This is a genomic window from Deefgea piscis (genome assembly GCF_013284055.1).
Lineage (GTDB): Bacteria > Pseudomonadota > Gammaproteobacteria > Burkholderiales > Chitinibacteraceae > Deefgea > Deefgea piscis.
In genome coordinates, this window is record NZ_CP054143.1 from 2,937,799 (window position 1) to 2,961,005 (window position 23,207).

Genomic DNA, 23,207 nt, shown 5'->3' on the forward strand with positions numbered 1-23,207 from the left:
GACTGATATAATTCACGGTTTTGCAATAGCAAACGCGGATTCTATCGCATGGAAGCGGAACAGCTTAATCAGATTGAAAACCAGCTCAAAGAGCTAGGCATACGCGCAGACGAACTTAAGCGCTATCTTGACTACCCCGGAAAAGTCGATCGACTCGAAGAAGTCGTTCGACTTTCTGAGGCGCCAGAAACCTGGAACGACCCCAAAAAAGCCCAAGAAGTAGGCCGAGAACGAAAAGCCTTAGAGGATATCGTTCTGGTTTTAGATCGTGTCGCCGATGGCGTCACCGATTCGCTTGAGCTATTTGAAATGGCCAAAGAAGAAGGTGACTTTGGCACTGCCGAAGTGATCGCGCAAGAATACGCCCTACTTGAAGCCGAAGTGGCCAAGCTCGAGTTTCGCCGGATGTTCAATAACCCAATGGATCCAAATCCTTGCTTTATTGATATTCAATCTGGCGCTGGCGGCACTGAGGCGCAAGACTGGGCCGGCATGCTATTGCGGATGTATGTTCGCTACGGCGAGCGCAAAGGCTTTACCGTTGAAGTGATGGAGCAATCGGATGGCGACATCGTCGGCATCAGCCAAGCCACCATCAAACTGACTGGCGATTATGCTTATGGCTTTTTACGCACCGAAACCGGCGTTCACCGCCTAGTTCGCTGCTCGCCATACGATTCTAACAATCGTCGTCACACCTCATTTGCCTCGGTATTTGTATACCCAGAAGTGGATGACAGTTTTGAAATTGATATCAACCCTTCTGACGTGCGTACCGATACGTATCGCGCTTCAGGCGCGGGTGGTCAACACATCAACAAAACCGATTCTGCCGTTCGTTTAACGCACATTCCGACCAATACCGTCGTGCAATGCCAAAACGATCGATCACAGCATAAAAACCGTGATGAAGCGTGGAAGATGTTACGGGCTAAGTTGTTTGAACTTGAGCTACGCAAACGCATGGAAGCACAGCAATCGCTCGAGGCGACCAAGTCGGACATCGGCTGGGGACATCAAATTCGTTCTTACGTATTCGATCAAAGCCGCATTAAAGATTTACGCACCAGCTACGAAGTGGGCAATATCAAAGGCGTCATGGACGGTGATCTTGACAACTTTATTGCGGCCAGCCTCAAACAAGGCGTTTAATTTATAGCATCCAAGCAGGGAGCGATCATTCGCTCCCTGATGTCATTAAGTGTATTGAGTGGAAAAACGATGAGTGAAAATCAAGTTGCAAGCCAAGCCGTCGAAGTGGCGGTCGATGAAAATCAAATTATCTTAGAGCGCCGCGCCAAGCTAGCGGCCATTCGCGCCAAGGGCATTGCTTTTCCAAACGATTTTAAGCGTGAACACCTCTCAGGCCCGCTGCACGATCAATACAATGCACTCGAAAAAGCCGATCTAGAAGCACAAGCCGTTGAAGTGTCGGTTGCTGGCCGTATGATGCTTAAACGCTTGATGGGTAAAGCCAGCTTTGCCACCATCCAAGACGGCACTGGCCGTATTCAGTTTTACATCAGCAAAGAAAGCGTTGGCGAAGCCGTTTATGACGACTTTAAAACATGGGATTTGGGTGACATCGTTGCCGCACGCGGCACACTGATGAAAACCAAAACCGGCGAGCTCTCCGTTCACGTGACTGAGTTGCGCCTATTGACTAAATCATTGCGCCCATTGCCGGACAAACACCACGGCATGGCTGATCAAGAGCAGATCTATCGTCAACGCCATCTTGATCTGATTACCAACGATCATAGCCGCAGCACATTCATCAAACGCTCAAAAATCATCCAGCGTTTACGTGAATTCATGGTGCACGAAGACTACCTCGAAGTCGAAACGCCAATGATGCATTCGATTCCTGGTGGTGCAACCGCCAAGCCATTTGTGACGCATCACAATGCACTCGACATGCCGCTGTATTTGCGTATTGCACCTGAGCTCTACCTCAAACGCTTGGTTGTCGGCGGCTTAGAGCGGGTATTTGAAATCAACCGTTCATTCCGCAACGAAGGCATGAGCACACGCCACAACCCAGAATTCACCATGATCGAATTCTACGAAGCGTATGCTGACTACCAACGCATGATGGAAATGGCCGAAGGTATTATTCGTGCCTGCGCCAAAGAAGCAACCGGCGACACTGTGATTGAATATCAAGGCAAAATGGTTGATCTATCAAAACCATTTACCCGTTTCACCATTGCCCAAGCCATTCAGCACTACAACCCTGAATACACCGACGCGCAATTGAATGACGCAGACTTCCTCAAAGCCGAGATCGCTCGCCTTGGCGGAAAACCGGTACTGACTGCGGGGATTGGCGGCTTGCAATTGAGTTTGTTTGAAGAAAACACGGAAAGCAAACTATGGGAACCTACCTTCATCGTTGACTACCCTGCTGAAGTTTCGCCACTGGCGCGCGCATCAGACACGCAAGCCGGGCTGACTGAACGTTTTGAATTATTCATCGTTGGTCGCGAACATGCTAACGGCTACTCAGAGTTGAACGACCCTGAAGACCAAGCAGCGCGCTTCCAAGCTCAGGTCGACCTTAAAGACAAGGGTGACGACGAAGCGATGCATTACGACGCCGACTATGTTCGCGCGCTGGAGCATGGCTTAGCGCCAACAGGTGGTTGTGGTATTGGTATTGACCGACTGGTCATGCTGCTCACCAACGCCCCAAGCATTCGTGATGTTATTTTGTTCCCACAAATGCGCCGCGAAGACTAAGCACCACCCGTATTGCTGTCCAGACTATTGAAAATATAGGCTAGATAGCAATACCCATAAAAAAACCGGCTATACGCCGGTTTTTTTGTTGTTTTCTAATCAATGCTTACACTGATTTTTCTTGCGCAGCATCATGCTGAGCAACCGCATCTTTGAGTGCTTTTGCCGCGGTAAACTTAAGTACACGCTTGGCTGGGACTTGCACTGCTTCACCGGTACGCGGATTGCGCCCAACTCGCGCATCGCGTGACTTTAATGCCACTTTAGCCACATTAGGCAAAACCACCTCACCACCGCCACTCACCGTCGCCAAAATCACTTCGGATAAAGTTTCAATCGTTGCTGCAACCGCTTTCTTGGAAACTTCCGGATGATCAATCGCCACTAGGTTATGGACAATCGCAATTAATTCAGTTTTATTCATAAAAGACCTTTTAATGGGCGCAGCGCATAGATTAGATAAGCTATTATGCCGCAGCCCATCAAAATAAGCTTTAGCTTTGCGCATAGTTTTTCATTTATGCAAAATGCACTATTCACCTCGCTTTTAAATAGCAAACCGAGGAAAATGCGAATGTCACACAGAGAGATGACATGAACACCCGTAGCCAATCGCCAATTCCCAATATCACATTCTTAGCGCTTTTATTTCCTCTGGCCTTAGTTTTGTTTGAATTTGCAACATACATTTCAAACGACATGATTCTGCCGGCAATGCCGACCATTGTTAATTCATTTGCAATTGATCCAATTCATATTCCATCAGCCATGTCGATTTGTTTATTGGGTGGTGCCAGCCTGCAATGGTTACTAGGGCCACTCTCAGATCGAATCGGCCGCCGCCCAGTCATGCTGGCTGGCGTAATGCTGTTTATTCTGTCTTGCATTGCCATCGTATTTTCTGAATCTTACAGTTGGTTTTTATTTTGCCGCTTTTTGCAAGGCACTGGCATGTGCTTTATCGGCGCAGTTGGCTACGCCGCCATTCAAGAAAGCTTTGCTGAAGCCACCGCCATTCGTGTTACCGCCTTAATGGCCAATGTGGCGTTGATTGCACCACTCATTGGTCCTTTGGCAGGCGCCATGGTGTTGCAAGTAGCCAGTTGGTATTGGATCTTTATTTTTGTGGCGATTGTCGCTAGCTGCTCAGCGTTTGGCCTCTGGCGCTTTATGCCAGAAACTTCACCCAAGATTGATACACCGTTGCGCATTGGTCGCTTACGCCAAGACTACACCGCGGTACTGAGCAACCGTCGCTTCTTAGCGGGTGCCATTTCCATTGGTTGCACTTCAGCGCCTTTATTGGCGTGGATCGCTTTAGCGCCAGTGATTTTGATGCAAGACGCGCAACTATCCACGATTGCCTATGGCTATTGGCAAACGCCGGTCTTTGTCGGCTTAATTTTAGGCAATCTGATCTTGGCCAAAGTCGTGACCAGCGTACCGATTTATCGCATCATCAAGCTAGGCTCCATTCCGTTAATGGTGGGCCTTGCGATGACGCTGTTGCTATTTAAAGCACCAATGGACTGGCAATGGCTGATTGCGTCACTCTCGGTGGCCGCCGTTGGGATTGGCATTATCAATGCGGCACAATTTAGATTGGCATTATTTGCCAGCGACCAAAGCAAAGGCACGGTTTCCGCCATGCTGGGCATTATTATTATGGTGATTTTTTCGATCGCGATTGAATCCGCCAAACTCGGCCATGAGCTTTGGGGCAATCGTGGCTTTATTGTGATCTGCTTAATTATGGGCTGCTGCGCCATTAGCGCCAGACGCTACTTTTTACGTGGGCCGCTTGGCGAACAAGCCGATTAATTGAGTACATCGATGCAAGACACAGCATTAATCAAAGCCAGCGCTGAATGGCCAGCAACATTTCAGTCTGCTCTACACCACACGCAGACTGCTTTACTTAGCCACCTTGCCACCAATCACCCCCAATCGAAACAGTCGATTCTCAGTCTCGATTGGGCGCAAGGCGCGGCATTCTTGGCAACGTGCCAGCATTGGCTCACGACTCGCCCTGCCACGGCACGGCTCCATTTTGTCAGTCTCATTCCGAGTACATTTCCAGTCAGCCGTTTGCATAGCATTGCCCAGCAATACCCCGAATTTGCCAGCTTGATCCATCAATTACAAGCAATGTGGCCACGCTGGCAAACGGGGTTTCATCGACTGCATTTAGCACAAGGGCAAATCAGCCTTACCCTTGTGTTTGGTGACGCTGCACAACTCAGTGAAATCAGCGGCCCAATCGATCTTATTTACCTAGATTTAGCGACGCCATCGTCACTAACGCTCATTCAATGCAAGCAATTGCGTCGCCTTGCCACGCAAAATAGTTTGGTCATTGGGCAATGCCATGATTCGCTACTTCGCCAGTATTTAGCTCAAGTTGGCTTTATATTGCCAGCAGCGACATCCACAAACGATTTTTGGGTAGCAACAACGCGTCAACATCGCCATGAAAGCAAAGCAACACCCATCGAGCCAGAAGCCATCATCATTGGCGCCGGCATGGCGGGCTGCGCCATGGCCAACCAGCTCGCCGAACGCGGCTGGCAAGTCAAACTGATCGACGCCCAAGCCGACATTGCCAGTCAAGCCTCAGGCAATCATGTGGGTCTTTGCCACCCGACGCTAAGCCGTGATGATAATTTTCAAGCCCGCCTGTCACGCGCAGGCTTTGCCGCCACACAACAAAAACTCAAGCAACTGAGCCAGCAAGGTGTACAGGTTCATTTTGGTGCAGATGGTCATTTGCAATTAGCCAAAGACAGCGCTGCGGCGTCGTTGATGCAAACGATCTGCGCCGAACAACCGCATCTTGCACAGATGGTTCACTGGCTAGATCGACAACAATGCCTGACCCAACTTGCGATAGACTGCGAATTTGGCGGCTGGTGGTTTCCAGAAGGAATGTGGGCCAATCCGTACAGCATTTGCAAGGGGTATGTTACTCAATACATTAATTTAATTGATCTGCAACTCAATACCCATGTAGATCAAATTAAACTAATCGATCAGCACTGGCATCTTTACGATACCGAACAACAACTGATTGCCAAAAGCAAAACACTGATTTTAGCCAGTGCCAATGATGCGACTCGCTTGATCCCCGAGGCCGAACTACCGCTCTCGGCGAGCTTACGCAGCGTTTCCAAAGTGTGGGGCGGCGATCTACCCGCAAGCACTTTCAGCCTTTCAGGTCTGAGTTATTTAACCCCTGCTCTCGCTGGCTGGCGCTGCGCAGGAGCAAGTCTCGTTGACACGCAATATCCACAATATGCAGAACAACAAAACCTCGACGATTTGAGTCAGCTCATCGGCACAACCGTAGTCACCAGCAAACCAATTGAAACTCGGTTATGTTTTCGCCCCAATTCATCAGATCGACTACCTTTGGCAGGTCAAATCCCAGAGCGCAACTCTATCTCTCGCTCAGTCGATCAGCTCTTTCAAATTCCTCGCCAATCCGGTCTATATGGTCTATTGGGACTTGGCGCACGCGGCATGAGCTGGCATGTTTTGATTGCTGAAATATTGGCGTGTCAACTCAACCAAGAGCCCCTGGCGATTGAGCGCAGCCTTGTCGGCGCGATCGATCCAGCACGATTTGCTTTGCGTGAGCTGCGCAAAATGGCCCACGACTCAACGAAAGAATGCAGAAAGCCCTAAATTTGAGCATAACAGTCGTGAAATCATCACAATTGAATGCTCAACTTGCATACAGTTTGCCACTAAGCAGCTGGGCTGAATCGACGTATAGTAGATCTCATCCCAAACCGTTATGAGGGCTTCATCATGCAAACCACTCAACTTAATCACGCCCAAGTGAGCGCCTTGCAAGCGAAACATTGCTGGATACATTGCGAAGCGGGTCAACTTTGGCTTAGCCACGATGGCGAAGATATTGTGCTGGAACGAGGTCAAAAATACTTTGTGCATCAAGAGGATTTAGTTGTGATCGAAGCGTTGCAAAATAGCCGTTATCGGGTACAAGCCCAAACCGCAATTAACGCCCAATCAACACCAAAAACAGCGATACCTACAGCAGCACTGGCCCAGTAAAGAAGTCGGACTTACCGTTAATCTGCCATTCTGAACGAATAAGAAACCTCAGATTGCGAATCAAAGATCCGCCTGCCGATAGTAAAGGCAGGCTGGCAGTTGCACTTCATTCGAAGCGCCGTCCGCCATTGGAGGTGGGCTATGCGCGGAAAATTGCTTCTGATATCACTGCTGTCAGGATTTGTATCCTTGAGCAGCAACGCACAAATTATTGACGACATTATCAATGTTAACGACATTTTGGCCGCCGCCTGTGGCGAGCGCACCATTGTGCTGTGGGTCGATGAGAGTGCGCAAATAGAGCCCTGCTTAATGGCCTATTCTGCGCGTTGCGTTGAAGTTCAATCCAACGAAGCCAAAAGCTGCCTGAATGTAATGCAAAAGCATGAAGCCGCAGAAAATAAAATTGATGACGCCTCAGTGCAAATGACGGCGTATTAAATACACCGTCACGCCATCACTCTTACTCGAATTGATTAATATAACCTTGAGCCATCTGACCTAAGCGTTCGATGGCCTTTTCATGCGTTACAGTCCAAGGCTCGCCACAACAAATACGTAAGCAATTGCGATAACTACTGCTAGGCGAAAACATCACCCCAGGCGTAAAGCTAATTCCTTCAGTTAAAGCTTGCTGCAATAGCTGCAATGTATCTACTTTTTCATTGAGCTCCAACCAAAGTACATAACCACCCTGCGGCACATGTAAGCGAGTGTCGGCAGGGAAAAAGCGCTGAATCGCATCGACTGCATCATTAATCTGCTCGGCACAATGCTTACGTAAGCGCCTTAAATGATGATCGTATCCACCACTTTCTAAAAAATGAGCGATCGTTCTTTGCAACACCAATGACGTTGAATAGGTATTAATAAACTTCAGCTGCTCAATTTCTTTTTGCCAACGACCACCAAATACCCAGCCAATTCGAAATGCAGGCGCCAATAATTTGGTAAACGACGCAATCAGCATAACATTGCCAGTTTGATCATAGGCTTTGGCTGGACGCGGGCGATCACCTTGGTAACAAAATTCACCATAAATATCATCTTCAATTAAAGGGATATTTCTTTGTTCTAATAATTCAACTAATCTTTTTTTATTTTCATCGGGCATTAAACTGCCACAAGGATTAGAGTAATTAGGTAATAATACGCAGGCTGTCACAGCCCCATTTCTTGAAGCCAATTCCAGCGCCTCAATAGAAATCCCCGTTTTGGGATGCGTCGGGATTTCTAAGGCTTTTAATTTAAAACTTTCCAGAATTTGCAACAAACCAAAATATGCGGGCGACTCAATCGCAACCACGTCACCAGGTTTGGTCACTGCGCGCAGACACAGATTTAACCCTTCAATTGCACCATGCGTAATTAAGACATCATCAGCTTCAATTTGACCACCCCAAGTTAAAGAGCGGCGCGCGATTTGCCGCCGTAACTGAATATCGCCAAGCGATTCACCATAATCGGCGATCATATCGGGATCATTTCGGGTTACTTGTGACAAAATTCTTTGAATTTGCTGATTTGGAAATAGTTTGGGTGACAAAATAGCCAAGCCAAAGTCGACTTTCAACGCATTAATTCGCGCCAATACACTAGGGGTTAACAATGGATCTATCACCACATGCGAGGGGCGTTGTGGCGGCTTAGTCAACTCAGGTGAGGCCAAGTGGCGAATGGCGCGAACATAAAAACCAGATTGCGGGCGCGCCTCAACCAATCCACGATCTTCCAGCTCTCGGTAGGCTTCCATGATGGTGGAAAGACTTAAATGACGCTCTGAAGATAGCTTGCGAATGGAAGGTAATTTCTCACCAGCACGCAAAATGCCGGCATGAATCGCTTGTGCTAGCTCTTCAGCCAATTGAAAGTACAGTGTTTCTGATTTTTTTCGCTGTGATTGATCCAGCAATGTAAGGTCATTCATTTCGCCCTCCCCCGATAGTCAATACACTATAACTGAGGGTTTAGAAAAAAAACAGTTTTACATTTTTTGCTGTAACAAAAATAGTGTACCGGATCAATGCGCTTGGGGTGGCGAGCTAGAGGTAGCTGTATTGGCTGTATTGGCTGTATTGGCTGTATTTGGCTTGATTGTAGCGATACTTTCTGGCGACTGATCGAGCACCTGAAAAAACACTTCACCCTGCCGAATCATACCCAGTTCATTACGGGCACGCTCTTCAATGGCATCAGTGCCATTCTTTAAATCCTGCACTTCAGCCTCGAGTGCCTCATTACGCTCTTTTAATTTGGCATTGCTTTCACGATGTTGGCTTAATTGCGAATCCAACTGCCAAACTCGTAACCAGCTTCCTTTGCCAACCCAGAGCGGCCACTGCAAAGCAACAATAATAATCGCAAAAAAAATTGCCAGTATGCGCATACAAACCTTCGTGACAAAATAAAACCGGAGCTAGGCTCCGGTTTTACATCTTACTACAGACGCTAATTTACGTCGAAATAATTACCAATAAAAAGGGTTAACCTTTCAACTGATAAAATGCACCGATACCTGGGTACACAGCTGCATCACCCAACTCTTCTTCAATGCGCAAGATTTGGTTGTATTTTGCAATACGATCAGAACGGCTCAATGAACCAGTTTTGATTTGCATGCAGTTAGTTGCAACAGCCAAATCAGCAATTGTTGCATCTTCAGTTTCACCTGAACGATGGCTCATTACTGATGTGTAGCCATGACGCTTAGCCAAATCTACCGCAGCCAATGTCTCAGTCAAAGAACCGATTTGATTCACTTTAATCAAGATTGAATTGCAGATGCCGCGTTTGATACCTTCTGCCAAAATTTTGGTATTGGTAACAAAAAGATCATCGCCAACCAATTGAACGCGTTGACCTAAACGATCAGTCAATACTTTCCAACCGTCCCAATCGCGCTCGCCCATACCATCTTCAATCGAAACGATTGGATATTTGTTAACGAGGCTTTCAAGGTAATCAACCATTTCAACTGAAGTGAAAGTGCGATTGCCTGATTTTTTGAACACATAATTGCCAGTGGCTTTGTCATAGTATTCAGAAGCAGCGCAATCCAAAGCGATACGGAAATCAGTACCTGCTTTGTAACCTGCTTTTTCAATCGCAGCCATCAACATGTCCAGCGCTTCTTCAGGACCAGCAACATCAGGTGCAAAACCACCTTCGTCACCGACTTGAGTTGGCATGCCTTTGTCGTGCAAGATTTTTTTCAAGTTATGGAAAACTTCTGCACCGTAACGCATAGCTTCGCGGAATGTTGGCGCGCCAACAGGAACAATCATCAACTCTTGGAAATCCAAGCTGTTTGATGCGTGCTCGCCACCGTTAATTACGTTCATCATTGGCACTGGCAAAGCCATAGGGCCTGAACCACCAATGTAACGGTAAAGCGGCAAGCCAGCTTCTTCAGCAGCTGCTTTAGCAACGGCCATAGAAACAGCCAAGATTGCATTTGCACCTAAATTACGTTTATCTTCAGTACCATCCAAGTCAATCATCGTTTTGTCGATGAAAGCTTGATCTGCAGCATCTAGACCAATGATGGCTTCACAGATTTCAGTGTTGATGTTTTCAACAGCCTTCAATACGCCCTTACCTAAGTAACGTGCTTTATCGCCATCACGCAACTCAAGCGCTTCACGCTCACCAGTTGATGCACCAGACGGTACTGCTGCACGGCCCATTACACCTGATTCTAGAAGTACATCGGCTTCTACTGTTGGATTGCCACGTGAATCTAAGATTTCACGTGCGATCACTTCAACGATTGCGCTCATCGGTTCTATACCCCTTAAAACGGTTGAATTAATACTGCGACAAAATTACACAACACTTTACAATGTATGCTCAATAAAGGAGTGTGCCTTAACTACACGGTCAATGTCTTTGAGGACGGTCAGCAATTCCTTCATTCTCGCGATTGGCATGACATTCGGACCATCAGACATCGCTTTACATGGATCAGGATGGGTTTCCATAAAGACCCCAGCAACACCTGAGGCAATCGCCGCACGCGCCAATACCGGCACAAACTCACGCTGGCCACCGGATTTATCACCCAAGCCACCAGGTTGCTGCACCGAATGGGTCGCATCAAACACCACTGGGCACTGCGTATCACGCATAATGGCCAAGCCGCGCATATCACTGACCAAGGTGTTATAGCCAAAAGAAGTGCCGCGGTCACAAACCATAATATTGTCGATACCGCCATTGGCCTCTTTGGCTTTTTCAACAACATTCTTCATATCCCAAGGTGCCATAAACTGGCCCTTTTTGATATTCACTGGCTTACCAGTGGCACAAACCGCATGAATAAAGTCAGTTTGGCGCGCCAAAAAAGCGGGCGTTTGCAATACATCCACTACTTGCGCTGCAATCGCCGCCTCGGCCTCGGTATGAATATCAGTAAGAACAGGCACTCCAAGCTGACGCTTCACTTCTGAAAGAATTCGCAGACCTTCATCAATTCCCAAACCCCGAAACGATTTACCAGATGAACGATTGGCTTTGTCGAAGCTAGATTTATAGATAAATGGGATGTTTAACTCGGTAGTGAGTTCTTTTAAATAACCTGCAGTATCGATTGCAAGTTGCTCACTTTCAATCACACAAGGACCGGCAATGAGAAAAAAAGGATGCTCAATACCCACATCAAAGCCACATAACTTCACGCCAACCTCCTCGGGTATACCGCTCTAAATTTGATCTAATATAGGCTAGCAGCCAATACCCAATAGAGCAATACACAAATACACATCAAATATTTGGATTCACCTCGAGCAATTGACATTGCATCGAGGCCTCCAAACGACAGCACGACCCCAAATTAAAGCAGCATTAAATGCTACTTATTTGCAGCTCAAGCCTTCACGCCCATTCTCTTTGGCGTAAGCAATTGCAGCTTGCACATAAGAAATAAACAATGGATGACCATCACGTGGTGTCGAAGTAAATTCTGGGTGGAACTGACAAGCAAAGAACCAACGATGATTTGGCAATTCGATGGTTTCAACCAAGGCTTCCGCCCCCATTGACTTACCACTGATTTTCAAACCAGCCGCTTCTAAACGCGCCAAATAGTAATTATTTACTTCGTAGCGATGACGGTGACGTTCAATTGCAGATGTGCCGCCATAGATTTTAGCCGCCAAAGTACCCTCTTCAAGACGACATTCTTGCGAACCCAGTCGCATCGTGCCACCCATATCCGAGTTTTCATCGCGTTTTTCTACTTGACCATCATGATTAACCCATTCATCAATCAAAGCCACGACAGGATATTGCGTTTCCAAATCAAATTCAGTGGAATTGGCGCCAGCCATGCCAGCCACATCGCGAGCGTATTCAATCAGCGCAATTTGCATCCCCAAACAAATCCCCATGTACGGGATATTGTTTTCGCGAGCAAAACGAACCGCAACAATCTTACCTTCAACACCACGTTTACCAAAACCACCTGGCACCAAAATGGCATCCATATTGCGCAAGCACTCAGCGCCTTCTGTTTCTAGCGATTCAGAATCTACAAAGTGGATTTTGACTTCTGAGTGGGTATGTAAACCAGCATGCCGTAGCGCCTCGATCAGCGACTTATACGACTCGGTTAAATCAACATACTTCCCAACCATGGCAATATTAACGGTCTGCTGCGGGCTTTGCACCGCAGTGACAATTTTGTCCCAAACCGACAAATCAGCAGCTGGTAATTGCAGGTTGAATTGTTTACAGATGATTTCATCAATACCTTGCTCAGATAAAACACGAGGTATTTTGTAAATAGAATCTACGTCAGGACAAGAAATTACCGCCTTTTCTTGAACGTTAGTAAACAAAGCGATCTTACGGCGCTCTTCATCCGGCACCATGCGATCAGCACGGCAAATCAACACGTCAGGCATAATGCCGATTTCGCGCAATTCTTTAACGCTGTGTTGAGTCGGCTTGGTTTTGATTTCACCGGCCGCAGCAATATACGGTACGTAAGACAAATGCACAAAACAGGTATTGTCTTTACCCAGCAAAACGCCCATTTGACGAATTGCCTCAAGAAACGGTAAAGATTCGATATCACCAACCGTTCCACCCACTTCAATCACCGCGACTTCAGAACCTTCTGCGCCGAGGCTAATGAAATGACGGATTTCGTCAGTAATATGCGGAATAACCTGAACGGTTTTACCTAGGTATTCACCGCGACGCTCTTTTTTAATCACCGAATCATAAATTTGACCGGTGGTAAAATTATTGCGTTTTTTCATTTTCGCGGAGATAAAGCGCTCGTAATGACCCAAATCTAAGTCAGTTTCAGCGCCGTCTTCGGTAACAAAGACTTCACCATGCTGCATTGGGCTCATCGTACCTGGATCCACATTGATATATGGATCAAGCTTCATCATGGTTACATTAAGACCGCGTGACTCTAAAATCGACGCGAGAGATGCGGCGGCGATGCCCTTACCTAAGGAAGAAACAACGCCACCGGTTACGAATATGTACTTGGTCATGTTGGTGCGCACAAGTTTGAATCCCCTATTCTACCTGAACAACAGCGCCCCCTCAATTCTGGACAAGCACAAAAAAACCTGAGCGGTACTATTTTTGGGGGATAAATACGCCATAAAAGGCATCCAACCTCACAGTAAACCAAGGAAAACGCTGGTTTTAATGCAAACCTCCGGCCGTGCCAGAGCACCAATAAAAAAAGTGAACGCCCACCAGCAACACTAAAAGCACGATGCCCGGGGGCACTTACCTCGACTCAAGCCAAAACCGATGCTTTCAATATCACCGGCATCGAGTAGCGCAACACCAACAATCTGCAATGTAAAGATCAACAATTCAAGCGCTCAACCCAAGCAGCCAAGCACCAAGCATTCAAAAAATTCAAGCAGCACCTAAAAGCAACTACGCTTACTTTGCCCAATAAGAGTCTGTCTCAAAATTGTCACCATTGCATATTACAAGCTCCTTATGCTTACACTTAATTAATATTACATGATAGGATTTGAAAGGTGACTGGGCAATACAGAACCCCACAACCTCAAACACAGAATCTAATCACATCTCTTCTAGGAAATATTCGCGTATGGCAAAAGTTGCACTAGTTACTGGCGGCATGGGTGGCATTGGTACGGCAATCTGTCGCAAACTGGCCGATGATGGCTTTAAAGTGGTCACGACATACTCCAAACCAGGCAAAGAAACCAGCTGGCTGTCGGACAATCAAGCTGCAGGCTATCATTTCCACGCCTATGAGTGCGATGTAACTGATTACTCAGCTTGTGCTGCCTTGGCAGAAAAAATCAACAGCGAATTGGGGCAAGTTGACGTCCTAGTCAATAACGCGGGCATTACACGCGACGCTTCATTTAAAAAGCTGAGTAAAACAGACTGGGATATGGTGATTGGCACCAATCTAAATTCTGTATTTAATATTTCCAAACATTTTGTTGACGGCATGGCAGATCGTGGCTGGGGCCGTGTCATTAACATCTCGTCAATTAACGGCCAGAAAGGTCAGTTTGGACAAACCAATTACTCGGCAGCGAAGGCTGGCATGCATGGATTTAGCATGGCCTTGGCGCAAGAAGTTGCCAAAAAAGGTGTCACAGTCAATACCGTATCGCCTGGCTACATTGCTACCGAAATGGTCATGGCTGTTCCTGAAGATGTTCGTAATAAAATTATCGCCAACATCCCGGTTGCTCGCCTTGGTCTTCCTGAAGAAATTGCCGGCTTAATTAGCTACCTTGCATCTGATCTGGCTGGATTTATGACCGGCGCCAATCTTGCAATCAATGGCGGCCAACACACCTGCTAAATAAACATAAATTATTAATTCTAACGATTTCAAACCGGTCATTTTATGGCCGGTTTTTTATTTATAGATTGCCCTCAATTCCAGAGACAAAAGCCCCTGTATAGTAGGTAGCGCACATAGCAAGTGTGTACAATTACAAAATCTTAAGGGCTCATCAGTTTCACTTAAGCTGTTAAACTACGCCCATTTTTTTGCCTATCAATAGGCATATAAGCAATTAGATACATTTGTTTCTTTTTAAACCCCAATACAATTTAAATTTATTTGGAGTGCTTTGCATGCAAAACACCACGACGACATTTCGAAGAATATCGATCAGCCTACTCATCGTTTCGGCATTAGCTGCGTGCGACAAAGCGCCAGAAAAAAAAGAACGTCCACCTGCGCCCGTCAGCGTCATTGAAGCCAAGCCATCCGATGTACCACTCACCAAAGAAATGGTCGGTGAAACCGCAGGTTATCGCGACGTTGATGTCCGTGCACGTGTCAGTGGCATTTTACTCAAACGCACCTATGTCGAAGGACAGCCCGTTCAAGCTGGGCAAGTTCTATTTGAAATTGATCCAGAACCCTATAAAGCAGAGCTCGACCAAGCCCAAGGTATTTTGTCTCAAGAAGTGGCCAAGCTTGAAAAAGCACGCGCCGATCGTGATCGCATTGTGCCTCTTTTTAAAGAAAACGCAGTTAGCCGCAAAGATTATGACGATGCCAACGCTGCCTATAACGCTGCCGTAGCGAGCAATAGCGCCGCACAAGCTCGTGTTAGACAAGCAGAACTAAATCTAGGCTACACCAAAGTCACTGCGCCGATTTCAGGCACAACCAGTAAACTCGTACAATCTGAAGGTAGCTTAATTACCGCCACTGGCGACTCTGGCAAATTAACCACGATCTCGCAACTTGATCCGCTTTATGTCAATTTTTCATATTCAGAACAAGACAAACAAGAACTTAACGCAGCGCAACATAGCGGTTCAGTCGAGCTAAAACCATCGAAAGAAGTTTTTGCCAAACTCAAGCTTGCCGACGGCAGCCAATATAACGAAGTGGGTAAAATCAATTTCTCGGACAATCGAGTCGATCCTAAAACCGGCACCATTCGTGCCCGCGCAATTTTTAACAATCCAAAAGGCGAATTACTACCAGGCCAATTCGTACGTGTCACGCTCGATCTTGGCACACGTAGAAATGCCATCTTGGTACCTGAACGCGCCGTAATGCAATCGCAAGCCGATCACATCGTCATGACCGTCGACAAAGACAATAAAGTAGTGCCAAAACCTGTAACACTCGGCTCGGTCTACCAAGGTCAAGTCGTCATCAATAGCGGTTTAAAATCTGGCGACAAAGTGATTGTCGAAGGCCAAATGAAAGCGCCCCCAGGCTCAATTGTTAAACCTATTCCTGCTAGCTCACCTGCTACGGCCAGCAAATAATCGGAGTCGGTATGTTTTCTAAATTTTTTATTGAACGGCCCATCTTTGCTAGCGTAATCTCGATCATTATCGTGATTCTCGGCTTAGCAGGGATGAAGTCTTTGCCGATTGAGCAATACCCGGGGATTACCCCGCCAGTGGTTTCGGTGACGGCGTTTTTCCCTGGCGCCACCCCTGAAGTCATCGCACAAACTGTTGCCGCACCACTTGAGCAGCAGATTAATGGCGTAGAAAAAATGCTTTATGTGCAATCTGGCTCAGCCTCAAACGGCCAGATGAATATGAACGTTTATTTCGCCATTGGCACCGATCCCGACCAAGCCACCATTAACGTGAACAATCGCGTTTCTGCGGCGATGGCGCAATTACCTGAAGAGGTGAAGCGTCAAGGTGTGACGGTGAAAAAGAAATCGACATCGATCCTGAACGTGATTGCAATCAACTCACCAAATGGCCGCTACGATACAACTTACCTATCAAACTATGCATTGCTGAATATTGTTGATGAAATCAAACGTATTCCTGGCGTGGGTGATTTGACGATGTTCGGGGGCACTGATTACGCGATGCGCGTATGGTTGCGCCCTGATCGCTTAGCTCAGTTAAGCCTGACCCCGAGCGATGTGATCAATGCAATTCGTGAGCAAAATGCGCAGTTCTCTGCCGGTAAAATTGGTGCACAGCCAACCACTGAAGCCATTGATTTCACGTATACCGTGAATGCACAAGGCCGTCTTAAATCAGTGGATGAATTCAATAACATCATTGTGCGCTCAACCGCAGATGGCGCAACAATTCGACTTAAAGACGTCGCTCGCGTTGAAATTGGCGGCAAGGATTACGACCTTAAAGCCAGTATTAATGGCAAATCAGCCGTCGCCATGGGGATTTATTTACAACCAGGCGCTAATGCCATTGGTGTTGCAGCAGCAATTACCAAAAAAATGGACGAGCTTAAAAAACGTTTCCCTGAAGGAATTGAATACTCAATCCCATACGACACCACAACGTTCGTAAAAATCTCGATTGAAGAAGTGGTCCATACGCTAGCCGAAGCCATCGTACTGGTGTTTTTGGTGGTTTATCTGTTTCTACAAAACTTTAGAGCAACGCTCATTCCGTGTATTGCCGTGCCAATTTCATTAATTGGTACCTTTGCCGGTATGCTCGCGTTTGGCTTCTCTATCAACTTATTGACTCTGTTTGGTTTAGTGCTGGCGATTGGTATCGTGGTCGATGATGCGATCGTGGTACTTGAGAACGTCGAACGGATCATGAGTGAAACCAAGTGCTCAGCCAAAGAAGCCTCAATTAAAGCGATGGAAGAAGTGTCTGGCCCCGTTGTGGCGATTGTTTTAGTGCTTTGCGCAGTATTTTTACCCGTCGCCTTTATGGGCGGCATGACCGGTGTGATGTACCAACAGTTTGCCGTTACCATTGCGATTTCAGTTGTGATTTCCGGCATTGTGGCATTAACGCTCACACCAGCACTGTGCGCGATTATGCTTAAAAACGCACACCATGAGCCAAATCGCTTCTTTAAAGCGTTTAACCGTAATTTCGACAAAATCACCAACGGCTATGTCAGCGGCGTATCATTTTTAAATCGCCGAGTTGCCATTGCGTTTATGATTTTTGCCGGCATTATTGTCTCGATGTTCGTCTTGCTAAAACAAGTGCCTAGCTCTTTGGTTCCCGACGAAGATCAAGGTTACTTGCTCAGCGCGGTAATGCTGCCTGACGCGGCCTCACTCAATCGTACTGAAGCCACCAGCGCTAGTTTTGACAAAATGCTCATGGCGAATAAAAACGTTGAGAATGTGGTGTCATTTGCTGGTTTTGACCTACTTTCTGGCGCAGTGATTAGTAGCGGCGGTGTTTCTTTTGTCACACTCAAAGACTGGTCTGAGCGACAAGGTAAAGGCGACAGTTCATTTGACCTAGCCAACACCTTCCAAGGCATGGCGTATATGGGCATTAAAGACGGCTTTGCAGCCACCTTTAATCCCCCTCCAATTAGCGGCATGTCAACGACTGGTGGTATTGAAGGTTACTATCAAAATCGTGGTACGGGCGACATCGCCACCTTCTCGGCGGCAGTGAATGAATTTGTGGCACAAGCTAAAAAACGCCCCGAATTCGCTAGTGTTTCAACCACATTCCGCGCCAATGTACCGCAAATTTATCTTGATCTCGATCGAGAAAAAGCCAAAGCACTTGGCGTGAACGTCAACCAAGTTTTTGATGCGATGTCTGCCACCTTTGGTCAAGTTTATGTCAATGACTTTAACCAGTTTGGCCGTACTTACCGCGTTCAATTGCAATCTGAAGCCGATTACCGCGCTCGCCCAGACGACATTCGTAACGTCTATGTTCGCTCTGATAAAGGCACCATGATTCCATTGACGAGCTTGGTTCATGTTAAGACATCAATGGGTCCAGAATTAGTTGAGCGTTTTAATGTATTCCAAGCCGCAAAAATCATGGCAACCCCCGCTCAAGGCGTGAGCTCAGGGCAAGCGATTAAAGCGCTGGAAGAAGTCGAAGCCGAAATGGGATCTTCGGACTACAAACTTGAATGGACTGGCTCAGCGTATCAAGAGCAAGCCTCAAGTGGTACTGCCGCGACTGCATTCTTGATGGGTATTTTGATGGTATTCTTGATCTTGGCTGCGCAGTATGAACGCTGGAGTTTGCCATTTGCGGTCATCACCGCCGTACCATTTGCGTTGTTTGGTGCCTTATTGGCGGTGTACCTCACCGGTCAAACTAATAACGTGTATTTCCAAGTGGGTCTCATTACCTTGGTGGGCTTGGCAGCTAAAAATGCGATTCTAATCGTTGAATTTGCCATCATGAAATATGAAGAAGGTGAAACGCTACTCAATGCGGCACTCGAAGCAGCTCGTTTACGCTTCCGCCCTATCGTTATGACTTCACTGGCCTTTATCTTGGGTTGCGTACCGCTAGTTACATCCAGCGGTGCAGGTTCAGGTAGTCGTTTTGCACTGGGTGTACCCGTTATTGGCGGTATGTTGGCGGCTACATTTATTGCTATTTTCTTTATCCCACTCTTTTTCCGTCTGATCATGCAAATGACCGAGAAAAAATCAAAACCAGAAGGAGAGAATCATGCTTAAAACCATTCTTTCCCTCAGCGTCGCCCTCGCCTTTACCGGCTGCGCGTTCACGCCAGACAATGTATTGCCAAAAACTGAGCTTCCTACCGCAATGGAAGCCAAGGTGTCGGTAGAAAAAAACTGGTGGACTCAATTTAATGATCCAGTTTTAAATCAATTGGTCGCGACTGCACTACAAAACAGCCAAAACTTGGCTTTAGTCACCGCTAAAGTTGATGAAGCTCGCGCTCGTTTAGGGATTGCAGACTCTGCCAAACTGCCACGGATCGACCTTAGTGGTCGTGGCGCGCGAGCACAAGCATCGCAAAACAGCACAGGTCTTGATTTGCCGCCTAGCAATAACTTCCAACTTGCAGGCCAAGCATCTTGGGAAATCGACTTCTGGGGACGTGTACGAAACACCGCCACTGCAGCACAACAAGACCTGATGGCGGTTGAGTACAATCGTGATGCCGCCATCTTGGCGCTCACCACCGAAGTGACGCAAAACTACTTCAATTTGCGGGCTTTGGATGCGCAGCTAGAAATCACCAAGCACACGGTTCAATCACGTTTTGAAGCGTATGATTTGCAACAAAAACGCTATCGTGGTGGCGTCACATCAGAGTTAGATGTGAAACAAGCAGAAGTTGAGCTCGCCAATGCGCGAAGTAACTTGCCTGATTTTAAAGAGGCAATTGCTCGACTTGAAAGCGCACTCAGCGTCTTGGTCGGACAATCTCCGCGCGCGATGATGGAGCAAGGTATTGGACGTGGCAAATCAATCTCTGAGCTACAAATTAACAATGAAATTCCAGACCAACTGAGTTCAGAATTATTGTTACAACGTCCAGATATCGCCCAAGCAGAAGCCAATTTGTTAGCCACACGCGCCCGAGTGCAAGTGGCTCGTGCAGCTTACTTTCCACGTATCTCACTCACGGGTTTACTTGGTGTGCAAAGTAACAGCCTAGACACCTTATTTAATCAAGGCACTCGAGGCTGGTCTTTTGCTGGCGACTTAGCGATGCCACTCTTTAATGGCGGCCTGACAGCAGCGCAAATTGACCAAGCAAAAGCACAAGAAAAGCAAGCCGTTGCGCAATATCAACTGGCAATTCAAACCGCATTTGCCGAAACCCGTTCAAGCTTAATTGTGAATCAAACAGTACAAGCTAAAACTGGTTTTGAACAAACACAAGTGAGCGCATTAAAGCAGCAGCTAAAATTAGCTACACTTCGTTATGACAATGGGTACTCAAGTTATCTTGAAGTGCTTGATGCACAACGTAGTTTATTTAACTCTCAATTAAATTTGGTTAAAGCACAACGCAACCAAATTAATGCCCGAGTTGAGCTTTATAAAGCGCTTGGTGGTGGTTGGTCAAAAACACCTACACCGCAGTAATAAAGAAAAACAGTAAAGGCCAATACAAAACATTGGCCTTTACTGCAAATAAACATGATCCGCACGCCGATTTACAACATAAAACGCTGAAATTCATTCACATTGAAAATGTAGATTCTGATATAATTTAACACTTACGCGGGCGTCGTATAATGGTAATACCCTAGCTTCCCAAGCTAGAGCCGTGAGTTCGATTCTCATCGCCCGCTCATCAATCTCCTTTGTTATTCAATAAGATACTGTTTTAAATGGCTTTTAATTGCACACTGATACGGTCGGGTGATACGGTTAGAGCATTAAAGTCATGGCAAAACACACAGGCGTAAGCCTTCGCGGCAAGCACCTACCTCTCGTCTTCACATCCCCAAAGACCTCCAGTCATTCATTAAGAGCGGCTCAGAGAAACTAATTAGCCTACGCACCAAAGACCAATCGATTATTTATTCGGCAAAGCGATACACATTTTTCCCTGCCGCCTTGGCTGAGTACATCGCCTCATCAGCCCTTTTAAGTAAGGCTTCCGGGGTGCATGCGCGGTCTTTGAGTACCGCAATACCGATGGATGTACCAATATGAGCTTCTGCATTATCAAAGTGCATTGGCTCATTAACGACAGAAATAACGCGTGCACCAATCTGTGCAATAGCGTCACCGTTCTCTGGGTTATCCAGAAGAATAACAAACTCATCGCCACCAAGTCGTGCCACTGTGTCTGTGTTGCGGAGCAAACTAGATAACCGCGTTGCAACTGTTTTCAGAACCTCATCGCCTATTGAGTGGCCTAAGGTGTCGTTAACCTTCTTGAAGCCATCCAAATCCAGAAACATTAACGCAATCTGACGCGAATCACGATGCGACTTGGCGATCATTTGGCCCAGTCTTTCCATGAGAAGCGTACGATTTGGAAGTCCCGTCAGTCCATCATGTAGTGCCATTTGATGAATCAGTTGTTCCCTATCCCATCTTTCTGTGATGTCCGAACAAAGACCAACATATTGCAAAATTACATCATTTTGGTCGCATATTGCAGATATGGATAACTGCCCTAGAAAAATGGAGCCGTCTTTTCGCTGGCTCCAAACTTCGCCATTCCAAATTTTATTTTCTTGTAAGCTTTGAAACGTAGCGAGAAAAAAATCCGCTTCATGCCGATCGGACTTGAGAAAGCGTGCGTTCTGCCCAATCATTTCCTCCTGCGAATAGCCAGTGAGCTTAGCAAAGGCAGGGTTAACGGAAATGATCGTCGCATCCGAATCAGTCACCATGATGCCTTCGCTTGTGGCTTCGAATACACCTCGTATAAAAGATTCGCTTTTTGCCAGCGCAGCAGACACATTATCCGTTCTCTGTCTTGACTCCAGTAACTCCTGTTCGAATCGACTTCGTTCAATTGTTACAAATAGAACCCAAGTAAACAGATCGACGCCTTCTTGGTTCGTTTTCTGGCAATTCACAAAGACGGGTAAGCTATTGCCACCCGAGTCAAGTAGCTGCAACCGGATTTCTCGGACATGCCCATCTCGCAAAATCATCGGCCAGATGTGCGTATGCAAGAATATCCTGCTGGCCATCGGAAACATAAGCTCCATCGATTTTGTTAGCCAGCGCTCCTTGTCAGCCCCAATAAGTAGCAGTAGATTCTGATTCAACGATTGAATAACTCCAGCACGATCGGTAACCAATACGGCGCAGGGAATTTGATCAAATGAAGGAATTAGCGCATCTGCGCTTTTACTAGGCACCGACAAAATCACGCATCGCTTCGACAAAGAGCAGAGGCTCTGCCATGTGCGCACAATGGCCTTGAACTTCTAAGATTTTTAAGGTGCTTCCAGCTATTTCAGTGTGAACGTACTCCCCAACGCTAAGGGGGGCCAGCGTGTCAGTGCGGTGCTGCAAAATCAGGCAAGGCACTTTTACCTTGGGGAGATCAGCCCTGTTGTCAGAGAAAAAAGTAGTTCTAGCAAAAACTTTGGCTACAGTCGGGTCAGTAGAGCAAAAACTATCTGACAGTTCTGCCGTAACCACGCTGTTCTCCCCCTTCGCTGACACGACGGGAGCCAAATAATTTGCCCATCCGATGTAGTTCTGTTCCATCAAGTCTAGCAAGCCCTCAAGGTCTTCTTTTTCAAAGCCTCCGATATAATCCGGTGCATGGTTTACAAAGCATGGGTTGGGGCCTAGCAATACCAACTTACTAAATAGCTCTGGCCGGGCGATGGACGCCAACACGCCAATACTGCAACTCACTGAATGTCCTACGAACGTTACCCCGCTTTTCAAATCCAAAGCGTCGCAAATGTCTAATACGTCTTGGGCATAGCCACTGAGATTGCTATATTTGGCGGCATCAAAAGCGGCAATATTGGATTTTCCGCTGCCGACATAGTCAAATAGAACTTGTTTGTGGGTTGACTTGAACGCGGGTGTTACACGATCCCACATATTTTGATTACAACCAAATCCATGAGCGTAAAGAAGAACAGGACCATCACCATCAATAATTTTGACGTTATTTCGTGCAAGGATTTTTTCGTTCTGAAGCATTTGACACTCCAACCTTAAGGATTTGATACAGCGCGTGAGATTAACCCCAAAGT

18 protein-coding genes and 1 tRNA gene are annotated in these 23,207 nt (G+C 46.8%); 11 read left to right on the forward strand and 8 right to left on the reverse strand.

Annotation, left to right across the window (positions count from 1 at the left end):
- The first annotated feature begins 48 nt into the window (after positions 1-48).
- Positions 49-1,152, forward strand: coding sequence for a peptide chain release factor 2 (gene prfB, locus HQN60_RS13735; protein ID WP_173534190.1), 1,104 nt, complete (start codon positions 49-51; stop codon positions 1,150-1,152).
- 69 nt (positions 1,153-1,221) lie between these two features.
- On the forward strand, positions 1,222-2,742 hold the full coding sequence (lysS, locus tag HQN60_RS13740) for a lysine--tRNA ligase (RefSeq protein ID WP_173534191.1): 1,521 nt from the start codon (positions 1,222-1,224) through the stop codon (positions 2,740-2,742).
- A gap of 106 nt (positions 2,743-2,848) precedes the next feature.
- On the opposite strand, the gene HQN60_RS13745 is transcribed toward lysS, so the two are convergent.
- The gene (locus HQN60_RS13745) at positions 2,849-3,166 is read right to left on the reverse strand and encodes an HU family DNA-binding protein (RefSeq protein WP_173534192.1); all 318 of its coding nucleotides are present in this window, start codon (positions 3,164-3,166) and stop codon (positions 2,849-2,851) included.
- Between the two features lie 170 nt (positions 3,167-3,336).
- Between HQN60_RS13745 and HQN60_RS13750 the strand changes: the two genes are divergently transcribed.
- The 4 genes from HQN60_RS13750 to HQN60_RS13765 all read left to right on the forward strand — a co-directional run bounded on the left by HQN60_RS13750 (position 3,337) and on the right by HQN60_RS13765 (position 7,260).
- The gene (locus HQN60_RS13750; RefSeq protein ID WP_173534193.1) at positions 3,337-4,563 is read left to right on the forward strand and encodes an MFS transporter; all 1,227 of its coding nucleotides are present in this window, start codon (positions 3,337-3,339) and stop codon (positions 4,561-4,563) included.
- A gap of 12 nt (positions 4,564-4,575) precedes the next feature.
- Positions 4,576-6,426: an FAD-dependent 5-carboxymethylaminomethyl-2-thiouridine(34) oxidoreductase MnmC1 gene (gene mnmC1, locus HQN60_RS13755; RefSeq protein ID WP_173534194.1), complete on the forward strand. Its 1,851-nt coding sequence runs from the start codon at positions 4,576-4,578 to the stop codon at positions 6,424-6,426.
- 126 nt (positions 6,427-6,552) lie between these two features.
- Positions 6,553-6,819 (forward strand): DUF2917 domain-containing protein, encoded by a 267-nt coding sequence (locus HQN60_RS13760; RefSeq protein WP_173534195.1) that lies wholly within the window; start codon positions 6,553-6,555, stop codon positions 6,817-6,819.
- Between the two features lie 189 nt (positions 6,820-7,008).
- Entirely contained in the window at positions 7,009-7,260 is a 252-nt protein-coding gene (locus HQN60_RS13765; protein WP_173534196.1) for a hypothetical protein, read from the forward strand.
- 22 nt (positions 7,261-7,282) lie between these two features.
- On the opposite strand, the gene HQN60_RS13770 is transcribed toward HQN60_RS13765, so the two are convergent.
- From HQN60_RS13770 to pyrG, 5 genes are all read right to left on the reverse strand, one after another.
- Positions 7,283-8,746: an aminotransferase-like domain-containing protein gene (locus HQN60_RS13770; RefSeq protein WP_173534197.1), complete on the reverse strand. Its 1,464-nt coding sequence runs from the start codon at positions 8,744-8,746 to the stop codon at positions 7,283-7,285.
- Positions 8,747-8,839: 93 nt separating this feature from the next.
- Complete coding sequence (gene ftsB / locus HQN60_RS13775; RefSeq protein ID WP_173534198.1) at positions 8,840-9,205, reverse strand: cell division protein FtsB; 366 nt, start codon at positions 9,203-9,205, stop codon at positions 8,840-8,842.
- Positions 9,206-9,302: 97 nt separating this feature from the next.
- A complete protein-coding gene (gene eno / locus HQN60_RS13780; protein ID WP_173534199.1) occupies positions 9,303-10,598 on the reverse strand; it encodes a phosphopyruvate hydratase in 1,296 nt (431 codons plus the stop codon).
- Positions 10,599-10,655: 57 nt separating this feature from the next.
- On the reverse strand, positions 10,656-11,495 hold the full coding sequence (gene kdsA, locus HQN60_RS13785) for a 3-deoxy-8-phosphooctulonate synthase (protein WP_173534200.1): 840 nt from the start codon (positions 11,493-11,495) through the stop codon (positions 10,656-10,658).
- 177 nt (positions 11,496-11,672) lie between these two features.
- On the reverse strand, positions 11,673-13,328 hold the full coding sequence (gene pyrG / locus HQN60_RS13790; protein ID WP_173534201.1) for a CTP synthase: 1,656 nt from the start codon (positions 13,326-13,328) through the stop codon (positions 11,673-11,675).
- A gap of 581 nt (positions 13,329-13,909) precedes the next feature.
- Here pyrG and phbB point away from each other — a divergent pair.
- From phbB to HQN60_RS13815, 5 genes are all read left to right on the forward strand, one after another.
- Complete coding sequence (phbB, locus tag HQN60_RS13795; protein ID WP_173534202.1) at positions 13,910-14,644, forward strand: acetoacetyl-CoA reductase; 735 nt, start codon at positions 13,910-13,912, stop codon at positions 14,642-14,644.
- Positions 14,645-14,922: 278 nt separating this feature from the next.
- Positions 14,923-16,080, forward strand: a complete 1,158-nt coding sequence (locus HQN60_RS13800) for an efflux RND transporter periplasmic adaptor subunit (RefSeq protein ID WP_173534203.1) — start codon at positions 14,923-14,925, stop codon at positions 16,078-16,080.
- An 11-nt stretch (positions 16,081-16,091) separates the two neighbouring features.
- Positions 16,092-19,220: an efflux RND transporter permease subunit gene (locus tag HQN60_RS13805; protein ID WP_173534204.1), complete on the forward strand. Its 3,129-nt coding sequence runs from the start codon at positions 16,092-16,094 to the stop codon at positions 19,218-19,220.
- Positions 19,213-20,607, forward strand: a complete 1,395-nt coding sequence (locus tag HQN60_RS13810) for an efflux transporter outer membrane subunit (protein WP_173534205.1) — start codon at positions 19,213-19,215, stop codon at positions 20,605-20,607. Before HQN60_RS13805 ends, HQN60_RS13810 begins: the two co-directional genes overlap by 8 nt.
- A gap of 138 nt (positions 20,608-20,745) precedes the next feature.
- Positions 20,746-20,816: transfer RNA gene (locus HQN60_RS13815), tRNA-Gly, on the forward strand.
- 231 nt (positions 20,817-21,047) lie between these two features.
- Here HQN60_RS13815 and HQN60_RS13820 read toward each other — a convergent pair.
- Both HQN60_RS13820 and HQN60_RS13825 read right to left on the reverse strand, forming a co-directional pair.
- Positions 21,048-22,361, reverse strand: a complete 1,314-nt coding sequence (locus HQN60_RS13820) for a sensor domain-containing diguanylate cyclase (protein ID WP_173534206.1) — start codon at positions 22,359-22,361, stop codon at positions 21,048-21,050.
- The gene (locus tag HQN60_RS13825) at positions 22,342-23,154 is read right to left on the reverse strand and encodes an alpha/beta fold hydrolase (protein WP_173534207.1); all 813 of its coding nucleotides are present in this window, start codon (positions 23,152-23,154) and stop codon (positions 22,342-22,344) included. Before HQN60_RS13825 ends, HQN60_RS13820 begins: the two co-directional genes overlap by 20 nt.
- Positions 23,155-23,207 lie beyond the last annotated feature (53 nt).